General features: G+C 60.0%; 16 protein-coding genes and 2 pseudogenes. 6 read left to right on the forward strand and 12 right to left on the reverse strand.

The features are described from left to right. Positions 1-123 precede the first annotated feature (123 nt). Positions 124-424 (forward strand): annotated as a pseudogene (locus tag ACOZK4_RS08940) (aldehyde dehydrogenase family protein); the annotation flags it as partial. Positions 425-798: 374 nt separating this feature from the next. Here ACOZK4_RS08940 and ACOZK4_RS08945 read toward each other — a convergent pair. Further along, positions 799-2,481, reverse strand: coding sequence for a caspase family protein (locus tag ACOZK4_RS08945; RefSeq protein WP_421591585.1), 1,683 nt, complete (start codon positions 2,479-2,481; stop codon positions 799-801). A 53-nt stretch (positions 2,482-2,534) separates the two neighbouring features. Further along, a complete protein-coding gene (locus ACOZK4_RS08950; protein WP_421591586.1) occupies positions 2,535-2,750 on the reverse strand; it encodes a hypothetical protein in 216 nt (71 codons plus the stop codon). 388 nt (positions 2,751-3,138) lie between these two features. On the opposite strand from ACOZK4_RS08950, the gene ACOZK4_RS08955 reads away from it, so the two are divergent. From ACOZK4_RS08955 to ACOZK4_RS08970, 4 genes are all read left to right on the forward strand, one after another. Then, positions 3,139-4,851 carry a heparinase II/III domain-containing protein gene (locus ACOZK4_RS08955; RefSeq protein WP_421591587.1) on the forward strand — a complete coding sequence of 571 codons (1,713 nt, stop codon included), beginning with the start codon at positions 3,139-3,141 and terminating at the stop codon, positions 4,849-4,851. Positions 4,852-4,886: 35 nt separating this feature from the next. Next, positions 4,887-5,309, forward strand: a complete 423-nt coding sequence (locus ACOZK4_RS08960; RefSeq protein WP_421591588.1) for a hypothetical protein — start codon at positions 4,887-4,889, stop codon at positions 5,307-5,309. Continuing rightward, complete coding sequence (locus ACOZK4_RS08965) at positions 5,297-6,418, forward strand: hypothetical protein (RefSeq protein WP_421591589.1); 1,122 nt, start codon at positions 5,297-5,299, stop codon at positions 6,416-6,418. The genes ACOZK4_RS08960 and ACOZK4_RS08965 overlap by 13 nt, the downstream gene beginning before the upstream one ends. An 86-nt stretch (positions 6,419-6,504) precedes the next feature. Then, the gene (locus ACOZK4_RS08970) at positions 6,505-8,550 is read left to right on the forward strand and encodes a caspase family protein (RefSeq protein ID WP_421591590.1); all 2,046 of its coding nucleotides are present in this window, start codon (positions 6,505-6,507) and stop codon (positions 8,548-8,550) included. A gap of 39 nt (positions 8,551-8,589) precedes the next feature. Here ACOZK4_RS08970 and ACOZK4_RS08975 read toward each other — a convergent pair whose 3' ends face one another. The 6 genes and pseudogenes from ACOZK4_RS08975 to ACOZK4_RS09000 all read right to left on the reverse strand — a co-directional run bounded on the left by ACOZK4_RS08975 (position 8,590) and on the right by ACOZK4_RS09000 (position 16,860). Beyond that, entirely contained in the window at positions 8,590-9,897 is a 1,308-nt protein-coding gene (locus ACOZK4_RS08975; protein ID WP_421591591.1) for a twitch domain-containing radical SAM protein, read from the reverse strand. 106 nt (positions 9,898-10,003) lie between these two features. Next, positions 10,004-10,672: a methyltransferase domain-containing protein gene (locus ACOZK4_RS08980; protein WP_421591592.1), complete on the reverse strand. Its 669-nt coding sequence runs from the start codon at positions 10,670-10,672 to the stop codon at positions 10,004-10,006. Positions 10,673-10,700: 28 nt separating this feature from the next. Beyond that, positions 10,701-12,953, reverse strand: a complete 2,253-nt coding sequence (locus ACOZK4_RS08985) for a glycosyltransferase (protein ID WP_421591593.1) — start codon at positions 12,951-12,953, stop codon at positions 10,701-10,703. Continuing rightward, positions 12,950-13,540, reverse strand: coding sequence for a hypothetical protein (locus ACOZK4_RS08990; RefSeq protein WP_421591594.1), 591 nt, complete (start codon positions 13,538-13,540; stop codon positions 12,950-12,952). Before ACOZK4_RS08990 ends, ACOZK4_RS08985 begins: the two co-directional genes overlap by 4 nt. Positions 13,541-13,988: 448 nt before the next feature. Next, positions 13,989-14,396, reverse strand: a pseudogene (locus ACOZK4_RS08995) (electron transfer flavoprotein subunit beta/FixA family protein); the annotation flags it as partial. A 22-nt stretch (positions 14,397-14,418) separates the two neighbouring features. After that, positions 14,419-16,860, reverse strand: coding sequence for a GcvT family protein (locus tag ACOZK4_RS09000; protein ID WP_421591595.1), 2,442 nt, complete (start codon positions 16,858-16,860; stop codon positions 14,419-14,421). Positions 16,861-16,954: 94 nt separating this feature from the next. On the opposite strand from ACOZK4_RS09000, the gene ACOZK4_RS09005 reads away from it, so the two are divergent. Further along, the gene (locus tag ACOZK4_RS09005) at positions 16,955-17,890 is read left to right on the forward strand and encodes a LysR substrate-binding domain-containing protein (RefSeq protein ID WP_421591596.1); all 936 of its coding nucleotides are present in this window, start codon (positions 16,955-16,957) and stop codon (positions 17,888-17,890) included. 6 nt (positions 17,891-17,896) lie between these two features. Here the strand turns inward: ACOZK4_RS09005 and ACOZK4_RS09010 are convergent, their stop codons facing one another. The 4 genes from ACOZK4_RS09010 to ACOZK4_RS09025 form a co-directional block, all read right to left on the reverse strand. Further along, positions 17,897-19,180: an NAD(P)/FAD-dependent oxidoreductase gene (locus ACOZK4_RS09010; protein WP_421591597.1), complete on the reverse strand. Its 1,284-nt coding sequence runs from the start codon at positions 19,178-19,180 to the stop codon at positions 17,897-17,899. A 21-nt stretch (positions 19,181-19,201) separates the two neighbouring features. Continuing rightward, positions 19,202-20,341 (reverse strand): aldo/keto reductase, encoded by a 1,140-nt coding sequence (locus ACOZK4_RS09015; protein ID WP_421591598.1) that lies wholly within the window; start codon positions 20,339-20,341, stop codon positions 19,202-19,204. 34 nt (positions 20,342-20,375) lie between these two features. Beyond that, entirely contained in the window at positions 20,376-21,110 is a 735-nt protein-coding gene (locus tag ACOZK4_RS09020; RefSeq protein WP_421591599.1) for an aspartate/glutamate racemase family protein, read from the reverse strand. A 66-nt stretch (positions 21,111-21,176) separates the two neighbouring features. Continuing rightward, positions 21,177-22,016, reverse strand: a complete 840-nt coding sequence (locus ACOZK4_RS09025) for a substrate-binding periplasmic protein (RefSeq protein ID WP_421591600.1) — start codon at positions 22,014-22,016, stop codon at positions 21,177-21,179. Between the last annotated feature and the right edge of the window lie 9 nt (positions 22,017-22,025).

Here is a 22,025-nt window from a genome sequence, read left to right on the forward strand (position 1 = left end):
TTCTTTCGTTAAAACAGGGGGCGATCCGAAGACCGCCCGTTCAAAAGATCGCGGATTTGATTACTTGGCCAGATGCCAAACGCCCCCGTCTTGTAGCCAAGGTACTTGCGGCGTGTCGTGTTCATGCGGATCGCTCGTGAAGAGATATTCCCCGGTTCTTTGCGTGATCCTCTATCGGGACGCCGCCGAGACAATCGCGATTGCCAACGACACCGACTATGGGCTCACCAGCTATATCCAGTCGTCCGATCTCGAACGGGCAAAGTGCGTCGCCGGCCAGATCGATGCCGGCCGGGGTCACGATCAACGGGGCACGTCACGAACTGCTCGCCCCCTGCGGCGGCTTCGAGCAATCTGGCCGCCCCGGGAGTTCGGTGCATTCGGGCTGGGATCGCTTCTGGAACCCCGGGCGATCCTGTCCTAGTATTTGGTTCGCCCGAGACACGAGATCATCTCAGACGAGGAACGGCAGCGGCGACGCAGCAAGCGCAGGCCGATCACAAACCTTACCCGACAGCAACTCGACGTTGGGTTAAGGTACTCTAGGCGAAGCGGCAGTGGCTCTTGAAACGGCGCGAACGCAGCTATCTCGTTTCCATTAGTTGACTGCAGACCTCAGGGGTTGAGCCTCAAACCCCACAGGAGAGTTTAATCACATTCCGGTCGTAGAAAAAAAACTGAACTATCCGATCAGCCGGATCGTTGACATCAAGCCGCTGAATGCATGTGATAATGGCTTATACCGGGCTCCGGGCAGCGCAATCTGATAGCGGCGCAGGCGGTTACTCTCCTCGAAATTTACCCGAACTTCTGGCGCGTCCAGTCGTCCAGCCGCTCGGTGAGCTGTTGGCGCTCGTCTTCAGAGAGCGAAGCGAGAATGACCTGAAGCTGCTTCAAGGCCTCCTCACGCCCCTCGCGCGAGGCGAGAGTGTACCAGAACGCCGCCTCCATCGGGTCCGGCTTCACGCCCTTCCCTTCATTGTAGATATTCCCGAGATTCATATAGGCCGCAACGGCCCCGAGACGGGCAGCGCGGGTGAAGATATCGCGTGCGATCGCGTTGTCCTGTTTGACGCCGTTGCCCTGCATGTAAAGCGTGGCCAGATTGACCATGGCGTTGCGGTCGCCCAGATTGGCCCCTCGCTGGAAAAAGTCGAGGGCTTTGGCGACGTCGGCCTTTGTTCCGAAACCGTTTAGATAGAGGAGGCCCATCTTGTCCAGCGCCGGCGCCCAGTTCTGGTCCCCCGCCATTGCCAGCCATTTCATCGCCTGCTTGTAGTCCTGCTTCACGCCTTGGCCCTGCATATACATGTACCCGACGTTGCCCTGGTCTTCCATATGACCGAGCTCCGCGGCATGTAGATACAGTGCGAACGCTTTCGATACGTCTTTTTCGACACCAAGGCCCTTGCGGTAGAGATTGCCCATGTTGTGGTAGCCGGCAAGATTGCCCGCCTTCATCGCAACCTCGTTAAGCGCGCGCGCTTCATCGCCACGCCCCGCCTTGTCGAGTGCCCGCGCCAACAATGTCTTGAACCGCATGGTCGACGGAGATTGCTTGATCGCCGCTTCGCATGCCGGGATCGCGACGTTGGGATCAAGATTGGCGTAATCGACGCTCGGCCCAATCCGCTCAGGATCGGAGGGGTGCGCGGCTGCCAGATCGCAAGGTGTTGCTTCAATGATCGCTTTTCCACCGGCTTGCGGCTGCAATACGATATCGGTGACCAGCGACGAATTTTCCCAAGGAAGCTGCTTGCCTTGCGTCGTCTTCACGACTTGCGCGCGGGCGCGCTTGAAAACAGATTCGATTGACTGTCCCGGTTCAAGCAGCGCTGTCGCAAGTGCTTTTGTATAAGGGCTATTCTTACCATCGCCATCCTGTGCCACCGAGCCCGGTGACGTCGAAAAGGCGATCAATGTTCCGATCTTGTTGCTGTCGATCCGCGCAAGGCCACGCGTCGGTGCGCCGCCAATCGACCGGCTGGCCGTCTGGAAGGGATTGTCCCTGCAGGCGTCCAGAATGAAGATCAACGAGCCGGCCTGCGAGGACTCGAACTGCCGGACCACTTCGTTTGCCGCAATTGCGAACCAGGGCAGGTCATCGGCCGATTTCACGGCAGCATCGACAGGAATGAGGTAGTTTTCCTCATTCGCCTGCACGCCGTGACCCGCAAAGTAGATCAATACGATATCGTCTGGCTGAATCTGGCCGCGAAAGGCGGCCATTGCACGGCCCAACGCAGTCTTGTCTGCATCGACAACCCGCGTCACTTCGAATCCCACTTTCCGCAAGGCGCCGGATATCAGTTCGGCGTCTGCGATCGAGTTCTTCAAAGCTGGTAACGATTTGTAGTCCTTGTTGCCGATGACCAACGCGATCTTTCGAACCGGTTTATCGCTTTCTGCAGCGAGGACACTGGTGCAAAGAACGATAAGGACCACCAGAACGGACGATATCAGCAGCCTGACGAGCTTCACTGGATGACCTCTTCACTTGGGCCCGCCGTCTGAAGACGCGCCTGAGAGACACATCAATAGTTGGACCGGCCAGTCTCCTTGGCAGCGACATGTTTCTTCGTCTGCCGATGCGGCTTGGGCTTCGGCTCCACACAGCGCTGGTTCACGACGCCCGCGTCCGTCTTGCAGATTTCAGGCTTGCCGGCCGAAGTCTCACATCCGCTCAAAACGGAGGTCCCTGCCAGCAGAGCGGCCAAGGCAGTGATTTTTCCTGTCAGAAACTTCGTCATAACGCCCCGAGCAATGTGAGGGAGAATAAATACGGAATTCAGAACAAATTGCGCATTCTCTAATAGATTGTGCTGAGCAAAACGAATTCTGTCAATCGGAAATAGACCAGCGACCGGATGCGTGGTTGGCCGAAAATGGGTGGAAATTGCAGGTCTATGCTGCGGAACGCAAGCACAGACGGCGCGTCGTCCGCGTCAAGGATTCAACTTGTTTCCCCCCGCCAGGCTTGCGTCGATCGATTTTTTCGCTATCGCCCGACCGCAAGGAACGACATCATCGCGAGGCGGGCTCCTCTTCAAGCCGTCATGCGCCCACCGCTCGGTCTGGATTGTGGAGTTACCGATCCATCTATAGTTTCGCTTAGGCGGGAAAATTCTGGAGGACAGCGTGCTGCTTCTAACGGGCAATGATGCCGGCGCGCTTCGCCGACGTATCGTGCATGATCCGCATGCCGCAGCCTTGGCGCAAACCTTTCTGGACAAGGCGCAAGGAATTCTTTCCGAACCACTTATGGAACGCCGTTTTGAAACGGGACGCCGCGTCATGCTTCCGACATCGAGACTGATGTCAGATCGTGTTTTCCTTCTGGGCATCGCGTTTTTCCTCACCGGCGGACAGATATACCGGCGGCGGCTGATCGACGAGATGCTGGCGGTCTCGGCTTTCCCTGATTGGAACGAGATCCATTTTCTCGACACCGCCGAGATGCTCACCGCGGTCGCCATCGGCTACGACTGGTGCGCATCGCTGCTGACTGACAGCGAAAAGCGCGTCATAGGTACCGCAATCATGGAATTTGCCATGATTCCGGGCCTGCACGCGCTGATCGACAATTCAAAATGGACGCGGATCCCTACCAATTGGAACGTCGTATGCTCCGCTAGCCTCATCATCGGAGCGCTCGCCGTTGAGAAGTCGAGCGGGGACATCAGTGCGGAGGTGATTGAAAAGGCCAGTAAAGCCATTCGGGTGGGCCTTTCCGCATATGACGGAGACGGCGGGTGGCCGGAGGGTATCAGCTACTGGGAGTATGCCACCCGCTTTGCCGTCTTGGCACTTGCCGCACTGGAGAGCAGGGACTGTACCTTGTTGACGATCAACGACTTTCCGGCGCTCCTCAAAACCTGGCGTTTCGGACGGGCGCTGACTGCGCCGTCCGGCACGGCCTTCGATTCAGGCGACAGCGTCGCCGTCACACGCCGTCTGCCGGTCTATGGTTGGCTCGCGCAGAAATGCGGCGATGTCGACGCCGCCGATTGGCAATGGCGGGCGCCGGGAGACCTGCATCCGCTCGACCTGTTGTGGTTCGCGCCCGTTCCAATCAACCATGTGGACACACGGCCCCGTGTCGAAAAATTTCATGGTGCCGGTTACGCGACCGTGACGTCACGGCAGGGCGATACCTATCTGGCGATCCGTGGCGGGTCGAACAGTACCAACCACGCCCATCTCGACCTCGGTACCTTCATTCTTGAATACGAAGGCATCAGGTTCGTCAGTGATCTGGGCCGTGAAGATTACGCTGCTCCCGGCTACTTCAAGGCCGAGACGCGATTCACCTACTTCCTCACGCAAACCCGCGCACATAACACGATACATTTTGCCGGACACAGTCAGTCGCTCGACGCCAGTGCTGATTTCGTGGAACGTGACAATGCCAGGCAGATTGCTTGCCTTATCCGGGATCACGACGCCCCCTTCGATCATGTTCGCGCCTTCAGCCTCTCGCGCGACAATTCCGCCATCGTCGTCGATCGCCTTTCGCCCGCAAAAAAGATTGCTGCGCCCGTCGAAGTCATATGGAACCTTCACACGCAGGCGGAGGTAAGCATTTGCGAAACAGGGCTCAAACTGACGCTGGGCGGCACGACGATACAACTTGCAATCAGCCATCCGCCAAACGCCACATTGACTGTCAGTCCGGTTTGCGAGTTGGCTTCCTCCAAGCCTGCCTTCAACCGCATATCGCTAAAGCTAGATGCAATGAGCGAAGTAACGATTGCCGCGGTCTTTTCGACAAAACCGGATCATGATGCGGCCAGCGACATAGCCAGCCTGGAGCGATGGCTTGAAGAATTGATGCAGCCGGCCTTACTATAGACGCGTGTCGGGTGCGTTCATAAAGGAAGCTTTGAGTGCGACTTTTCGGTTGGTTATTCAAGGCCGCCCGTCAGCACAGGGAATCCCTGGAAGTTGATAGGCCACTATCCGCCCCTCCCGCCGAGCGGCAGGTGCTGCTGGTGACCATGTTGGGTGTGGAGCAGGCGAGCATTGCCGACATCGTCGACAGGACATCGGCGGCCGGCATCAAGGTTGTCTACTTGACGGACACACTCGATTTCGCAGTTTTTCGACACCGAAAAGCGACCTTCGAATATATTCCACCGCTTTCCGAACAAAGCCGGCATGCGGGAGCCATGAACTGGCCTCGGTATCTAAGGCGTCGCTGGGCACTCATCGAAGCGAAGTGGGCGCCGACGCAGTTACATGCTTACGGAATGAACTTTGACCGTTTTCTGACCGCTGCCGAACGAGCGGACGCTTCTTGCAAACCCTAGAGCATTTCCAGCCATCACAGATGATCATGCGCCCGGACAACATCCTTTTCGTCTCTTCCAACGGTATCGGCCTCGGCCATCTGGCTCGCCAGATGGCTGTTGCGGATAGGATAGCGAAGGGGCAACGCAGTGTCTTCCTGACCATGTCTTATGCGGCGGCGACATTGAAGCAGGCGGGTTATCTCTGCCTGATGACATCCCACCACCGCAACAACGGTATGGAAGTCGACGCCTGGAACCTCGCGCTGGAGCAGGAATATCTGGTGACGATCGAGGAATTGCGACCGAAAGCCCTCATCTACGACGCGACCGCCGTCTTCGGCGGCGTGGCAGAAATGCTTTATCGCGTCCCGGACCTGACGTCGATCTGGATCAGGCGGCCGATGTGGCGCCCGATCCATGCGCCTTTTCTGGAGCATTCCTCCCGATTCACCCTCGTCATCGAGCCTGGTGAGTTGGCCGACGAGCTGGACGACGGACCGACGAAAGCGGTGCAGTCAGAAACCATGCGGGTCCAGCCCATCCTTCATACCGATCCATGCGACCGCCTGACCCGTGAGGCGGCACGGCAGGCTCTTGGTCTGCCTCTCGATGCAACAGTCGTCTGCGTGCAGATGTTCAACGGTGGCGAGTACGATCTCGGCAGCGTCCGCGCAGCTGTCATCGAACGGCTGCTGGCCCGGGACAATGTCTATGTCATCGAGTTTCATTCCGCGCTCGTGCCGGCAGCCCGGGCCACCGACAGCCCCCGGCATCTGACGATGAATCTATTTCCGACCTTTCGCTATAGCAACGCGTGGGATGCGGCGGTATCGGCAGCCGGCTATAACAGCTTTCATGAAAACGTAATCGGCGCCGTACCGACACTCTTCGTGCCCAACGAAGGCGACGAGATGGACATGCAGAAAACGCGGGCAAGGTGGGCGCTGGAGAAGGGATGCGGATTGATGATGTGCCGCGACGATGCCGGGCAATTGAATGGCATCCTAGAGAGATTGCTCGATAACGCCGAACGCGAATCGATTGCGCGCCGCTGCCAGGCGATTGACTGGACCAACGGCGCAATCGCCGTCGCCCGTCATATCGACGCCCTGCCCTCGGTGGCATGACGGAGCCTCCGCGACGGGCGGAAAACAACGAGCCTTTATAAGAGAGTGACATGGTAATCTCGAGAATTGCTCTGGCCCTGTTTTCATTGCTGCTGGCGGCGACTGCCGCGACGGCAGGGGATAGCGCAAGGGTTGCCCTGATCATCGGCAATTCGGCCTACAAGTCGCTGCCACAGCTCCCGAATCCCTCCCGCGATGCGCGCGTGATGGACGATGCGCTGAAAGCAGTGGGCTTCGAAACGATAACCGTCATAGACGCAACTCGAGAGGACGTCGTCAAAGCGATGAAGACGCTCACGTCGAAGATAAGGCCTGACAGCAGTGTCGTTATCTTCTACGCCGGCCATGGCATACAGTTCGACGACGAAAACTATCTAATCCCCGTCGACAGCGAATTGTCGGACGAGGCCAGCCTGCCCTTCGAAGCGTTCAGCCTGAAACTCGTCACCGACCAGATCGACCGGGTGAAGCCGAAGATCGCCATTTTCATTCTTGACGCGTGCCGCAACAATCCTCTGGAAAAGAAGAGCCGGTCGGCCGGTGCCGGCGGCATGGTGCGTGGGCTGGCGCGCGCCACCGGCCCGCTCGGCACCTTCATCGCCTTCGCGACAGCACCGGGAGAAGTGGCGACCGACGGCCAGGGCAAAAACAGCCCTTTCAGCCGCGCGCTGGCGCAGGTCATTGCGACGCCGGGCCTACCGATCGAACAGGTGTTCAAACGGACACGCGAACGGGTCGTCAAAGAGACCGGCGGCGCGCAGGTTCCATGGGACAATTCCTCTTTGATCGATGATTTCTTCTTCAAGGCGGCCTTGTCGGACGAACCGCAATTTTCAGCGCAAGCGGCGCAAGACGCGCAAGCATGGCAGATCGCATCAACGACCGACACCCAGGCAGCCTACGGCACATATCTCGGAGCGTTTCCACAAGGCCTCTTTGCGGACATAGCCTCGACGCGATTGACGACGGCCAATCACAAACCCATGGAAGAAACGGAGGATGTCGCCGCGCTCTCGCTTGCTCCCAACCGAACCACGGACGCCACGACCGATCTCCTGACCTGGAATGCAATTTCGACGTCTGACGATCCGGTACAATACAACGACTATCTCGCCAAATACCCGGAAGGACTTTTCGCCAATCTTGCTCGCTTGCGGTTGGCCGATCTGTCCAAGGGCAGCGTCGCGGAGGTCACCAATCTGAAGAAGAAACTCTCGCCGCGCTTCGCCGAATTCGAGGAAACGCCGCTCTATCCCGAAATCACCGAATGCGATCGACTGGCAGGACATGTCCAGGAAATCGCCGATCCGTCCGTCGGCGTTTATTTCAGGGAGATCGTGCCGGAAAAAGCCATTCCTGCTTGCCTCGGCGCACTCAAGCAGTTTCCCGACAGCCTGCGCATCCTCGTCAACTACGCGCGGGCAATCGACGCCGCCGGACGCCACGACGAGGCGCGTGAGATTTATCGCATGGGCGCCGAGAAAGGATTTCCCATTGCACTGCGTTCGCTTGGTGACGTCTACCGTGATGGCCGCGGTGTCGACAAGGATCTCACCGAAGCTCGATACTGGTATGTTCGCGGCGCGGCCAAGAACAACGTCTTTGCCGAATACAATCTCGCGCTCATCTTCCTTGAGGGGAAAGGCGTCGCGCAGAACAAGGAGAAGGCTGTTTTCTGGTTCTGGCGTGCTGCCCGCCAAGGTTTTGGGCCGGCCATGCAGCGCCTCGCCAATTTCTACATATCCGGCGATGTGGTAAAGAAGGACGAGCAGCAAGGGCGGATCTTGCTGCAGGGCGCCGCCGAAATGGGGGTGAACGCGGCAAAGCTGCGCTACGGCGAATTGCTGCTCGACGGGATCGGCGGCGAAAAGGATGTCGAGAGCGGCAGGCAATGGATCGAGAACGCCGCGCATTCCGGCGATGGGTCAGCACAGGCAAAACTCGGCACGATCTACAAGGACGGCATCGGCGGTAAACGCGACCTGCAACAAGCTCTGAACTGGCTCGTTCTCGCAGAGAAGTCCGGGGCGTCCTACGCCAAGGATGCCGCGTTGCCGCTGGAGATGGAACTCGGACAGGCTGGTTTGAAGAAGGCACGGAAATTCGCCGAAAGCTTCACGCCGAAGTCTTAAACCCGACGCGCAACAGGGCAAGATTAACCTCGATTAGGCTCACGGAGAGTGTTGCGCCAAGGCAATGTTTTGCTCGCGCCCCGCGGTTTCCGCTATCGGCAGAAAATTCACCAGCCGGTCGTCGACTTCAAGCAGTTTCCTGTACGTGTGCTGATCGCCGCGGGTTTTTTCGAAGACGGTGATGGAGCCGGCGCCTGCGGCAACGGTAGCCGCGTCGAAGGACCGCCGACGCAACGCAATGTCGAGAGTGTCATAGAGCGCATCCAGCAGCTTTTCATGGTCGTTGCGGATGATCCAGTCCATCCATCGGCGACACCAGTCGTCCTTGACTGCCTGCGGGAGAAATTCGACGGCCATGAAATTCGTCACCTTCCGCGGGAACATCAGTTTCGACGTCACTCCAAGGCGCCGGTCGACGGCAAACTGCAGGAGATCGCCGAGATGCAGGAGACCGAGCGACGTGAGAGTGACATCCAGCACGATGGCGATCGTCGGCGACTGCTGCGCCATTGCGGCCAGCGCATCCATATTTTCGGAGAAATGTGCCGTGCTAAAACCGCTCCGGATATATTCACCCGCCGCGCCGACCCCGTCGATCGACGCCTGCACCGTAACATGCGGAAAATGCGGCCAGATGTCGGCGACCGTCTGACCCTTGAACTTCAGCATGGTCAGGTTTGTGTTGTAGACGACATCGACATGCCGGGCATTTCCGGTCCTGACGAGTTCATTCATGACAGACCAGTGGGTCTCGTCGAAAAGCGGCTCTCCCCCGGCCCAATAGAGATGGCGGATCGTTCCCGCCCGTGCGGCCGCCAAAAGCTCGTCGCGCGCGATGGACTGCGCGCTGCTTCGCGCTTCCATATAGCCTTTGCCCCATAGCATCGGATCGGGATCGAATTGCTGCAGTTCCGGGTTGCGGCGTATTTCCATTTCCAATGTGGTGGAATAACGCGGACCGCAGATCCGGCATTTCAGATTGCAGGTCGAGGAGCGATAATCGAACGTAAACGGCTCAAGACTTGTGGAACCATCTGCGCTCGTCGCAGCTATAGCAGGGCCAATCCAGTCGTGCCAGCGCGCCAGCATCTGATCGCGATATGTCACGGCCCGAATGGGGTGCTGGCTGCAATTGTTGCAACGTTGAAGCAGCTCGCCAGCCAGCATCTGCCGGCGCACCTGCTTCATCTCCTGGGAGTTCCAATAGTCCTTCAGATTGCTATCGGCGGAAACCGGCGCATCACCAAGATTGATCGAATCGACGCAACAGAGCTTACGGCGCCCTTGCGCCGTCACATGCGCATGAATCCAGGGAATGAGGCAGAAACCTCTTGGGACGTCATACATCCTTTGCTCCGCTGTCACTCGCCCAGGCATCCATCTGTTGAAGTAGAATGATCTGCCAAAAGTATGTCAGCGCGAAAAATCAAGTCAACGTGCTGCTGACGGCCTTTCAATCGACGCTGCGCTGTAAGAAAAAAACGGAATTGTTGTTAAACCCCCGCCACGTACTCTCCGGCATGTTCATCGCCCTCAATCGATCCGGCGGGAGAAGTTGCGTCGCGTCATAACTCTCGGGCAGCGGCATGACAGCGCCAAGCGTGTCCTGAAGGTCGTCAGGCGAGAAGACGCGCCGATGATCCCACTGTCCGCAATTGGCAATGCACCAGTCCTCGCCGTCCTCGGGCGAGGCCTCCCGATATCCTCCCGGCATGAACGGAATGGAGAAAATATGCCAACCGCCGGGCTTGACCAGCATATCAAGCTTCCGAAGCACCGGGCGATAGTCGCAAAGCACGTGTTCGATTACATGATTATGGATGACGAGATCGAAGGAAGCATCAGCGAACTTATCCAGGTCATGGCAAAGATCCAGCTCCATTGCGCCACGATCGCTGTAGTGACCGACATGCTTGTCGCCATGAATGTAATTTTTCCCGAAGCGGGCTCTGAGGATCAGCGCCAGACAAGGTTCAGGCGCGATATGCAGGATGCGCCTGTTGCCACTAAGCAGCCCCCTATCCTTGAGAAAGGCAAAAATCAGCCGATGGCGTTCGAGCGACCGGCAGTTTTCGCAAACGACACCCTTGCGCACGAAGATGCTTCGATCCGTCTGGCGCATGTCGACGAAGGTTCCGTGACCACAGATGTTACACGTCGCCTGCATCAACTTTCGCGAAACCCGCCTCTACCGCTCGCCCCGTTATGTCCCAATCGGTCCTCACCAGCCGCGCGTGATCCTCGATGTATTGTGCAATCTCTCTCGCACCGTTCTTCCATTCTATAGCCCGGCACCGCGTAGAGATTCGCGCCCGCTCCACCGGGTCGAGCAATTGATCGATATGTGTGCGGACATGGGCAAGATCGTAGTCGCGGCGCATCAGCAGCCCGTGGCCCGTCAGCTCCGCCCAGCGGGCACGGTTCAGCTGCAAATCCATCTCTTCGGCCTCGTTCGGCACGAAGAGCGTAGGGATCGCGCCGAGCACCTGTTCATGAAAGGCATTATAGCCTGCAGCGGTCACGGCCGCATCGAAAGCCCGGCTGTGACGAAAGCTCGGGAAGAGTTCGACGACGCGATGGCGCGGATGTCTCGGCGTCATCGCCTCGGCCGCGGCAGCAATTGGCGAACGCAGGTCGAGAAGCAGCGTGTCGGGGCGCTCCAAAACCGCCTCAATCACCGCCTGGCGCACCGGCGCCATATCGAAATTCGCACCCGAACCGAGTTGCAAGGCAACGACCAGCAAGTCTTCCGGCAGATCGAGAGCCGCACGCGCCGCGGCCCGGCTCATGCGCTCATCCGGTTCGACATGCAGCACCGGCTGCACAAGCAGCACTCTGTCGCGCTCCGCCGCAGTCGGTCCGTGGTCGAAATCCTGCGCCAGTTCGGCCGGCTCGATAATGGCGTCGAAATGATGCGACATCGCGAGGAAAGGTCGATGGACTTCTCGCCACATTGGCCGTCGCACCCATACGGAAAAAGTATTCGGGAACATTTTCAAAGCCTGCACAACGCCGTCGAAAACAGCGGTCGCGTCGTACGCGAAAACCGATGGTCGCAAATGCGACAGGAGATCGAAAATCTCTTCGGCAAGCGTACGGTTCCAGTCGTCCGAATCCGCATCCAGGTGGCGATGATAGGTAAGGAAATGCGCCTGGTACCCCTCCTGCACAGCAGCCTTCATCGAGTAGGACATGGTTGCGAAGACGGAGCGCAGATCCATCGGCAGATGCCGCGCGATTGCAAGCTGTTGGGCCAGATGCCCGACACCGATGCCATTTGACGAGGCAAACAGAACGTTTCGTATCGGCAAGGGTGCGGTAATTGAGCTGGGCTGCGGCTCCGGAACACCAAAGGCGTCGCGCAGGCGCGCAACGCGTCCGGAATAGATGTCGGCAGAGCACATATTGGTCGCAAAACTGCGCGCTTTGCTGCATTGAGAGCGATAGGCCTCGGGATCTGCAACGAAGCGATCGATGACCTTTTCGACATGCGCTGGCACGGCGTAAACGGCGGCTGCCCCGAATATCCTTTCGAAATGCGGCGGCAGGATCACCACAAGTCCCACCGCGAGCGCTTCGAGAATGGTCCGGCCAAAGGCTTCTGACCACCTCTCGTCATGATAGTAGACATAGAAATCCAGGGTCGACAGGAAATCCGCCACTCCGGTCCAGGCAAAGGGAACGAGTTCCCAGTTGGTGGGAATCTCGCCGTACATCTCGTGCAGATAGTCGCCAGCGCCGAGAACGCGGACATGGTACCGTCCTCCATCCGGCGGATAGGCCCAGAGCGCTTCCTGCCTGGTCGGCCATTTCAGTTTGTCCGGACGCGAATGCCGGCCGATCACGATTGGCTTGCCGATTAGCCGTGCGCCGCGCTCGGGCCAGTCATCGAGGTCGATCAGGTTCATCCAATCCTCGTCGAGAACGGACATCTGCGCCTGCATGGCACGCGGCAGGCTGTCGCGGACGACACCGCTGACCGGCGCGAATGCCGGCGCGAGGCCGAAAGCGTCCTGGCAATGACGGCCAATCGCTGCGAGATCGTACTGTTGCGTGCCCTTCCGATCGTACATCGGGTGATGCAGCACAACGACCAAAGCACCAGTCTGGACACGTATGACATCCGTCGGGCGGTTCGCCATGATCGTTGGATGGTGGATCAGAACGATTCCGGCACGTGTCGGCACCAAAGGGTCCACACGCTCGATCACCCCATCCTCCAGCAGCCGGCGTATATCCGGGTGCATCGGAAAGGGAAGGCCGAGCAGCGGGCCCTTGACGGTCATCAGTCCACAGCGCATGCCGGCGCGCGCCGCCGCTCGCATCTCCACTGCGACCGCGGTTGATGTGCCACCCTCGAACCGCGCATCGGCCACAAACAGAATATCGAAATCAGCGCTCATGACAGGGGGCTCCCCGCGAGGCCGGTCGTTGTCGACGCGAGATAGGTGTCTGCATTTTGACCATAGGCCAGAACATGCGTCGGTTGCCACTTGGTCAGCAGCAGCTTCCATCTGCCCCTGAGATAGCTGTGCCAGTTCATGCTTTCGGCATGCATGCGCTGCTCATGTACTGGCGGGAGATATTCGAACATGACGCCTTGATGGCGGAAGCGCATGAAATCGAGAGTGTCCGTGACGTAAACAAGACGATGGCCGCTCGAGAACCTGGCCTTTGTCACGGTGATAATTTCATCGATATGAACAGGATCCACACCGAGAACTGTAATCATCACCACGGAAATCCCGGGGCGCGATGCATAGATATACAGAGATCCCGGCTCCAACTCATCATGCTTCGATTCTGCTTCTTTTCCAAATCGAAAGAGCCATTCAGAAATCATGCTTACTTCCCGCGCCCAACAAAAAAGCTCTGGAGGTTTAGACCATGCATGTTGAAAGCAGTAAACTGCATATTGTGGAATCCTGGTCATCGCCGCGACAATGACATGTAAGCACCTCTGCCAGATGATCGCCGCGAGCACGATCATCTGGCAATTCGAACAATGCGCTCATTCGAAACTGAATGCTCCAAGGTCTTGAATGAACACAAACCGTCGCTTGCTCACCGAACGCTGAGCGAGACAACGACTTGATCGACTGGGCATGAAGTGTCCTGCGCAGTCGGCCATGAGGTCGCGTGTGCCGGAGAGGTGGACGAAGGTGACTATTCCTTTGCCTCGGCGCGGATCTGATCGCGGTGGAGGCGCTTGAGGGCCGAGAATGATTATACCATCCGGTTCGGCGAGCCTCTGGCCGACAAGTATGAGCCATGGCCGGCGGTCATCGTCGGTGAGTGGTTCGCCTTAGCTCATCTTTGGCGACGTTTATCGGCGGATGCAGGTCGTCGCCGTCGATACAGGTCGCGCCGATGCTGGCAGCGAGCGCTGCGCCGACGGCGGACTTGCCGCAGCCGGCGACTCCCGTAAGGACGATGCGGCCGAGCAGCGCCGACAGCATCTGGTCGGTCTGGTTCGAGTCGTCGTCGATCGCCTGCTTGCCGACGATGATCAGGCCCGGCTGTTCGGCTTCCGCGACGCCCTTGAGGATCTTGGCGACCGCCAGCGGCTCGACGCAATCGTCCGTCTCGACCAGCACGGCGCGGTCGGCGCCCATGGCGAGCGCGGCGCTCAGCGTCTCTTCGGCCTTCGCAGGACCGATCGACACGACGACCACTTCCTCAGCCTTGCCGGCTTCCTTTAGCCGAAGCGCTTCCTCGACCGAAATCTCGTCGAACGGGTTCAGCTACATCTTCACGTTCGCAAGTTCGACACCAGATTCATCCGACTTAACGCGGATCTTCACGTTGTAGTCAACAACGCGTTTGACTGGGACCAAGATCTTCATCGGGAAACTCCTCTCGGGTTCGTTACATGCGGCCGCGCAGGGCTTCCGGATCGTAGGGCGATTCCGCGATCACCCGTGCCTTGCGGCGCTCGCCGAGGATCGGCACCTCCAGTTCCGTTCCAGGTGTGCCGAGTTCGACCGGCAGCAGCGCGAAGGCGATGTCATAGCCGACCGTGTAAGCATAGCTGCCGGAGGTGATGCGCCCGACGAGTTTGCCGTCGTGATAGACGCCCTCATGGATAAGCGAGCTTGCATCCTCCGTATCGATGGCAATCGTCACCGAGCGCTGTTTCACGCCTTCCTGCTGCTGACGCACCAACGCTGCCTTGCCGATGAAGTCGCCCTTGTCGAGGCGGATGAAGCGGTCGAGGCTACTCTCCCAAGCCGTCAATTCAGGGTTCATATCGCGATACATGGCGCGGTAGGACTTTTCGAGACGAAGCGATTCCAGCGCGTGATAGCCGACAAGGCGCAGGCCGTGCGGCTCGCCGGCTGCTAGGATCGCCTGCAGCAGCTGGCGCTGGTAAGGCAGCGGATGATAGAGTTCCCAGCCAAGCTCGCCTTCATAGTTGATGCGCAGCATCCGCACGTCGGTCGCAAGGCCGACCGTGCCGGACTTGACGCCGAACCACGGGAAGGCCTCGTTTGAAAGGTCCATCTCGGTAAGGCCTTGCAGCACCTCGCGGGCCTTGGGACCGACGACGGTGAAGCAGCCGCGCTCGTTGGTGACATTGCGCAACTGTACGCTGCCGTCCTTCGGTAGGAGTTTCGACAGATCGTCGAAATTCCAGCGCTCGGCGCGCGGCGTCGAGATCAGGTAAAAGCTGCCGTCATCGAGGCGAGCCACCACATATTCGGCTTGCACGCCACCATTCTTCGTCAGGTGATGGCTGAGATTGACGCGGCCGGCCTTTGGCAGGCGATTGGCAAGGATTCCATCGAGCCAGGCTTCCGCACCGGGGCCAGAGACTTCGAACTTCGTCATCGGCGTCATCTCGACGAGGCCGACGGCGGTGCGCACCGCCTTCACCTCTTCGGCGACGTAATGGCCCTTCTGCGTCCAGCGCCAACTGTACTGGTCCCTGGCCTCCACGCCATCAGGCGCAAACCAGTTCGGCACTTCCCAACCGTTCAGAACGCCCCAGACGGCACCGCGTTGCGACAGGATATCGTAGGACGGCGCAGTCTTCTGCGGGCGGGCGGCGGGCATGTCCTGGCCGGGATAGTGCAGCTCGGCATGGGTGCCCCAGCTTTCGCGCACCTTCTGGCGCGTCCATTCCTTGTTGGCGTAGGCACCGAAACGACGCGGGTCCAATTCGGATGTATCGAGGCTGTTGGCGCCCTCGACGATGCGCTCGGAGAGATAATAGCCGATGGCGCCGCCCCACAGGATACCGCCCGGCACGCCTTCGGCGATCCAGACATTCTCCAGCCCCCAGGCCGGACCAACAAGCGGCAGCTCGTCGGCGGTCATCTGGAAAGGGCCGCGGACATTCGCCTTGATGCCGACGCGTCCGAGTGCGGGAACCATCTCCATCGCGGCTTCCCAGTTCCAGGCGACCGCATCGAAATCCTCTTCGACGAGGTCGGCGCCAAACCACTCCGGCACGCCGTTTTCAGCGAAGAGCTTGAGGTGTTCGGTCTTTTCGTAGGGGCCGAACATCAGGCCATCACCCTCTTCGCGCAGATAGCCCTCAAAACCTTCGTCGCGCAGGATCGGCATTTCGGGCAGGCCCTGGCGCTTGCGCTCGATGATCTCCGGAACAGCATCGGTGATCCAGTATTGATGCAGGATCGGGATGGCCGGGATTTCGAGGCCGAGCATCGCGCCGGTCTGGCGGGCGTAATTGCCGGTCGCCGAGATGATGTGCTCACAGATGATTTCGCCATTGTTGGTGATGATCTTCCATTCGCCGCCGGCAAGACGCTCGAAACCCTTCACCTCGGTGTTGAGATAGATCTTCGCACCGCGGTCTCGTGCGCCCTTGGCCATTGCCTGCGTCACGTCAGCGGGGGCGATATGGCCATCGTCAGGATGATAGAGTGCGGCGAGCATATCCTTGTTGTTTTCGAGCAGCGGCCAGAGATCGCGCGCCTCCTGAGGAGTCACCAGTTCGGCGCGGATGCCCTGCACAGCGGCGACGCTCATGTAGCTCTTGTATTCGTCGAGACGGTCGCGGGTGTTGGCGATGCGCAGCTGTCCGCATTTGTGCCAGCCGACATGCTGGCCGGTTTCCGCCTCAAGGCCCTCGTAGATCTCGATCGTCTTAGCGATCATGCGGCCGATATTGATGCTGCGGGCATAGGAGGGAATGAGGCCGGCGGCGTGCCAGGTGGATCCGGCGGTGAGCTGCGTGCGTTCCAGAAGCGCGACATCCGTCCAGCCGCGCTTGGTGAGACCGTAGAGAATGGCGGCGCCGACACAACCGCCGCCGATGACAACGGCGCGAGCATGAGTTTGCATGTGAATGTTCCCTCGAATTGATTTTCAGCACCGTACAAAGGGCCTGGGAGGCTGTAATCTTGCTAAAAATTGTCGAGGGGCATAACTTCAAATTATGCACAGACTCCGCTCCCTGATCCCCTCCGCCAATTACCTCTTCTGCTTCGAGGCTGCCGCCCGCAGGCGCAGCTTCACCGCGGCCGCCCAGGAACTGAACGTCAGCCAGCCGGCCGTCAGCAAGACGATCCGGCTGCTGGAGGAGGCAACAGGTCTGAAGCTTTTCCGCCGCGATCACACGCGGCTGGAGCTGACAGCGGATGGCCAGCGGCTCTACAAGGAAACGCAGGAGGCCTTCGACCATCTGCACATGGTGATTTCCTCGCTCCAGAAGAAGCATTCGCAGGATATTGTGCGGGTCTCATTTTCCGCGGCTTTCGTGCAGCTCTGGCTTCTTCCACGGCTCGGGGACTTCAAGGCCAAACATCCGGACGTATCGCTGCGCATCGAGGAAAGCAGCCGCGACGACCAGGACCTGGTCGAGGAGGACATCGACCTTTCCGCCCGCCTCGGCAACGGTAAGTGGCCGGGTATCCATTCCTGGCACTTCGTGACGGAAGAGGTGCTGCCGGTGTGCAGCCCGGACTATCTGAAGGAGCATGGGCCGATCCACGCGCCGGCGAATCTGCTTCAGCACACACTGCTGAATTTCGAGGAACGGCACCGCACGCGCCTGGGCTGGCGCGAATGGCTGGAGCGTCAGGCCGTCCCCGTGGCGAAGCTGAAGCAGGATTTCGTCTTCACCGATGCGCTCGGCTCCATCGAGGCGGCGGTACGCGGCCAGGGCATTGCGCTTGGCTGGAAGCATCTGGTGAACGAGCACCTGCAAGCCGGACGGTTGGTCGCCCCGCTGAAGGAGACCTATCACTCGGGTCTGGCGGTCCACATCATCATGCCGGCGCAACGCCCCCCGAAACGCGGCACCGAACTCTTCCGCGACTGGCTGATGGAACAGAACGCCGACGACTGCATCGCCTCAGACAATGCGGAGTGAGCGCCCTTAGAACCGTTCGCCCGCAAAGTGCGCAATCTGCGCGCCAGCCTCATAATAGAGTTCCTTGAGTGGCCGAAAGGCTGGTGCCTTCGGATCTGTCAGCGGCAACGGCAGATCCGCCGCACCAATGTCGCCAAGGACCAGCTGCGCCAACGTGCGGCCGAAAACCGTGCCCGGCGCGATGCCGCGGCCATTGTAGCCGGAGAAACCGACGACATTTTCGGCGAAACGATGAAAGCGCGGCAGGGCATTGTCGGTCATGCCGATCTTGCCGAACCACTCGCATTCGAATTCAACAGGCCCGAGCACGGGGGAAAGACGCTTCAACGCCCGCTTGACCCAGGCGACATGGACGGCGCGGCCTGTGTTGCGCAATGCACCGACGCTGCCGAAAACCAGCCTGCCCACCCGGTCCATGCGGAACGACGAAAGAATCTCCTTCGTATCCCAGACACCCTCGCGCCCCGGGAGGATCGCGGACAGGAGATGGGGTGAGAGCGGTCGCGTTGCCAGGTTGAAGTAGGGCAGATGCACCTGCTCGCGGCGCACGCTTTCCCAGGGACCTGTGCTGTAGGCATCCGTCGATACGATCACCCAGGGCGCCGTGACGGAGCCGCCGTCGGTGCGCACGGTCCACTGCGAACCGGAGCGCGTGTAGTCCGTAACCCGAGACGCCGTATGGATGGTTGCGCCGGCGGCGATCGCGGCCTTCGCCAGGCCGCGCACATAGGCGAGCGGCTGCAGGGTGCCTGCCCGCATGTCGAGAAGCGATCCGGTGTAGGCGGCGGTACCGGTGCGCTTTGCCGTCTCGACCGCATCGAGCAGCGTCACCGGCGCACCGCGCCGCTGCCACTGGCCTGCCCGTTCCGTGATTTCCTTCAAACCCGCCTCGCCGACAGCGCAGTGCAAGGTGCCATTGCGCTCCAGTTCGCAGGCGATGCCATGTCGTTCGATAAGCTCCATGACGAGCCGCGGTGCGTTGCCGAGCATGTCGAGCAGGCGCTCGCCATGGACGTCGCCGAGTTCCCCGGGAAGATCATCGGGCATGACCCACATGCCGGCATTGATCAGCCCGACATTGCGGCCGGCGCCGCCGAAACCGATCTCCGCGCCTTCGAGCACGACCGCGCGCCGCCCCGCTTCCGCAAGATGAAGAGCAGCCGAAATGCCTGTGAAGCCACCGCCGACGATCACGACATCCGCACGTACGTTTCCGTCAAGCGCAAGCGTCTCCGGCGCAGCTGGCGCTGTTTTTTCCCAAAGCCCGTGGGAGCGACAATTGTTCAGCATGCGGTCGGTTCTTCCAGTCGCCTATGATTTCTGGTTTTTCGGCTGGCCGAAGACGTAGTCCGTCACCTTCGGTAGGAAGATGTCGGAACGATACGTCCGCGGTTTCTCGCCGACAGAGCTGCCGGTGTTCAGGATGCCCGCCTGATAGTCGTCGGCAAACAGGCTGTAGGGATAGGGCGCATCGATGGCGCTGGCCGCATCGAGGGCGGCGCGCTGGTCGGCGGCCAGCTCGAAATCGAGAGAAGCGAGATTGTCGTCCAGCTGTTCGAGCCGGCTCGCACCGATGATCGCCGCGGCAACGCCTGGACGGTTGACGACCCAGTTGAGCGCCACCTGCGCCATGCTGCGCCCGACCTGCGCAGCTGTTTCCTCAAGAGCGGCGACGATACTGGCGTTGCGCTCGTTGAACAGTCCCAGGCCCGTGCCGGAGGCATCGAGCGCAAGGCGCCCCGCCTGCGCGCCGGAGCGATACTTGCCGGACAGAAGCCCCATGGCAAGCGGGCTCCAGGCGGTAATGCCGAGCCCGAGCGTTTCGGCGAGTGGAACGAACTCGTGCTCGATGCTGCGTTCGACCAGCGAATAGGGAAGCTGCAGGCTGATCGGCAGCGACAGCGCATGGGCCTCCGCCCAGGTCTGCGCCCGTGCGGCATACCAGCCGGGCACATCGGAAAGGCCCGCATGCCGTATCTTTCCCGCACGCACGAGGTCATCAAGCGTGCGCATCACCTCCTCCACCGGGGTTATGCGATCCCAGGTGTGCAGGAGATAGAGATCGATATAATCCGTCTTCAGGCGTTTCAGCGAGGCATCGACCGCGCGTAGGATGTTCTTGCGCCCGTTGCCGCCGGCATTCGGATTGCCCGGCGAGACATTGTTCGAAAACTTCGTGGCGATGACCAGATGGTCGCGAAGCCCGGCTTCGGCGACGAAGCTGCCGACGAGGCTCTCGCTCATACCACCGGCATAGGAATCCGCCGTGTCGATGAAATTGCCGCCGGCCTCGACATAGCGATGGAAGATCGCGCGGGCGGTCGCCTCGTCACTGCCCCAGGAGCCGCCGATACCGCGGATGCCCGCATTGCCGAAGGTCATGGTGCCGAGCGCAAGCCGGCTCACCCGCAATCCGGAACGGCCGAGGAGGTAATAGTGATCAAGCGACATCGTCGGTCCTTGCATTCTGCCAGAAGCGCCCGGGCTACATGCCGCCGGTATAGGGGCGACGCGCGGTACTCTGCTGCACGTAATTGATCATGGTAATGAAGTCGAAGACCGGCCGGCCGGTCGCCACCTGCACGGCATGGGCATAGGGCGGCAGATCGCTGCACTCAAGGAGGATCGAGCGGACATCGGGATTATCCTCCACCAGACGCCGCGCAACCTCCGTCACTTCCCGCTCGATCGCGGCGGAATCCAGTGTTCCGCGCTCTTCCAGAATGGCCTCGCGAAACTCCGTCTGCCCCTCCATGCCGGCAATGGCCAGCGGCACATGGCCCGCGACATTGCAGGCCGCGAAGTGACGCGGGGTCAGCCGCGCGGCATTCGCCGTGATGACACCGACCCGCCCGCCGCACAGAGCATGCATGAAGGGGATCTGCATCAGACTGGAAAGGAAGACCGGAACCTCGACCGCTGCCGCAACTTCCTCCTGGAAATAGGCCATGAAGCCGCAGGCCCCCGTGATCGCCTTGACACCGCGGTTCTGGAGTTCGACGGCAGCCTCGATGAAGACCTCTTTCAAGGCGGGGTCGCGCTGGTTGAGCAGACGGTCGATCGACGCGCCGCGCACCTCCTGGAAGCGCACGGGATAATCATATGTCGTCGCGTTGCCGACATTGCCGGGTACGCAGGGATAGGCGGCATCGAGGATCAGGATGCCGATCTGTTCGCCATACCACGACTGCGTCTTTCGCGTGACCGTATAGACAGTCATCGTTATCGTCTCCGATTTCCATGTCAGGGGAAGGCGGGAGAGTGCCCTCTCCCGCCTCTTGGTTTGTTACTCGACGAGGCGCGGCGCACCCGTATCCGCCGCGGTGCCATCCAGGCCGTAGGACTTGAGAATGGTGACGACCGTGCCGTCCGCATGCATTTCGGCTATAGAGGCGTCCAGCGCGACGCCCAGTTCCTTCGCATTCAGCGAATAGGGGAAAGCCGCCTGCGCCGCCTCCTTGGTTGCCTTCACGCGTTCGTCGGGAGCGGCCACGTTGACCTTGACATCGCCCAGCGCGCCCTTCTGTTCGGCCACGACGCCGGTCGAATAGCCATCGACCGCAACATCGATGCGGCCGGAGTTCAGATCCTGCTGCATGTTGACGGAGTTCGGATAGAGCTTCAGCGATCCGCCGAGCATTGCCTTGAGGTCGGCGACCCAGAGATATCCCTGTACCGTGCCGACCTGCTTACCTTCGAGATCGGCGACGGTCTTGAAGCCTTGCTTCGAGTAAATGCCCATCTGGTCGGTGTAGAGCGGAGCGGAAAGGCTCATGACCTTAGCGCGCTCAGCCGTGCGATACCAGTCACCGGTGGTGATATCAGCCTGGCCTGAGAGCACGTACTGGATGGCGGCCGCAGGGTCGACGGCGATCGCCTTTACCTTCAGGCATTCGCGCTTGGCGAATTCGGCGGCGATGTCGCCGTCGATACCCTTCATGTTGCCGCTGTCATCAACGAAGGAATGGGGAACATAGGTCGTGACTGCGACCGTCAGCGTACCGGCTTCAACCGTGGTGAACTGATGCTTCGGCGTGCAATCCTGCGCGGACGCGATCCCGGCCGAGAGCGCGAGACCGGCAATGCCGGCGAGAAGGAACTGCGTCGTGATCTTCATTCGGGGCATGCGGGCATC

The organism is Shinella sp. M27 (assembly GCF_049199905.1).
GTDB lineage: Bacteria > Pseudomonadota > Alphaproteobacteria > Rhizobiales > Rhizobiaceae > Shinella.

Excerpts from the sequence above, each read along its gene's own strand:
- ACOZK4_RS09015 (WP_421591598.1), bottom strand. The coding sequence starts at position 20,341 with ATGTCGCTTGATCACTATTACCTCCTCGGCCGTTCCGGATTGCGGGTG.
- ACOZK4_RS08975 (WP_421591591.1), bottom strand. The coding sequence starts at position 9,897 with ATGTATGACGTCCCAAGAGGTTTCTGCCTCATTCCCTGGATTCATGCG.
- ACOZK4_RS08985 (WP_421591593.1), bottom strand. The coding sequence starts at position 12,953 with ATGAGCGCTGATTTCGATATTCTGTTTGTGGCCGATGCGCGGTTCGAG.
- ACOZK4_RS08950 (WP_421591586.1), bottom strand. The coding sequence starts at position 2,750 with ATGACGAAGTTTCTGACAGGAAAAATCACTGCCTTGGCCGCTCTGCTG.
- ACOZK4_RS08980 (WP_421591592.1), bottom strand. The coding sequence starts at position 10,672 with ATGCGCCAGACGGATCGAAGCATCTTCGTGCGCAAGGGTGTCGTTTGC.
- ACOZK4_RS09025 (WP_421591600.1), bottom strand. The coding sequence starts at position 22,016 with ATGCCCCGAATGAAGATCACGACGCAGTTCCTTCTCGCCGGCATTGCC.
- ACOZK4_RS08990 (WP_421591594.1), bottom strand. The coding sequence starts at position 13,540 with ATGATCGTGCTCGCGGCGATCATCTGGCAGAGGTGCTTACATGTCATT.
- ACOZK4_RS09000 (WP_421591595.1), bottom strand. The coding sequence starts at position 16,860 with ATGCAAACTCATGCTCGCGCCGTTGTCATCGGCGGCGGTTGTGTCGGC.
- ACOZK4_RS09020 (WP_421591599.1), bottom strand. The coding sequence starts at position 21,110 with ATGACTGTCTATACGGTCACGCGAAAGACGCAGTCGTGGTATGGCGAA.
- ACOZK4_RS09005 (WP_421591596.1), top strand. The coding sequence starts at position 16,955 with ATGCACAGACTCCGCTCCCTGATCCCCTCCGCCAATTACCTCTTCTGC.
- ACOZK4_RS09010 (WP_421591597.1), bottom strand. The coding sequence starts at position 19,180 with ATGCTGAACAATTGTCGCTCCCACGGGCTTTGGGAAAAAACAGCGCCA.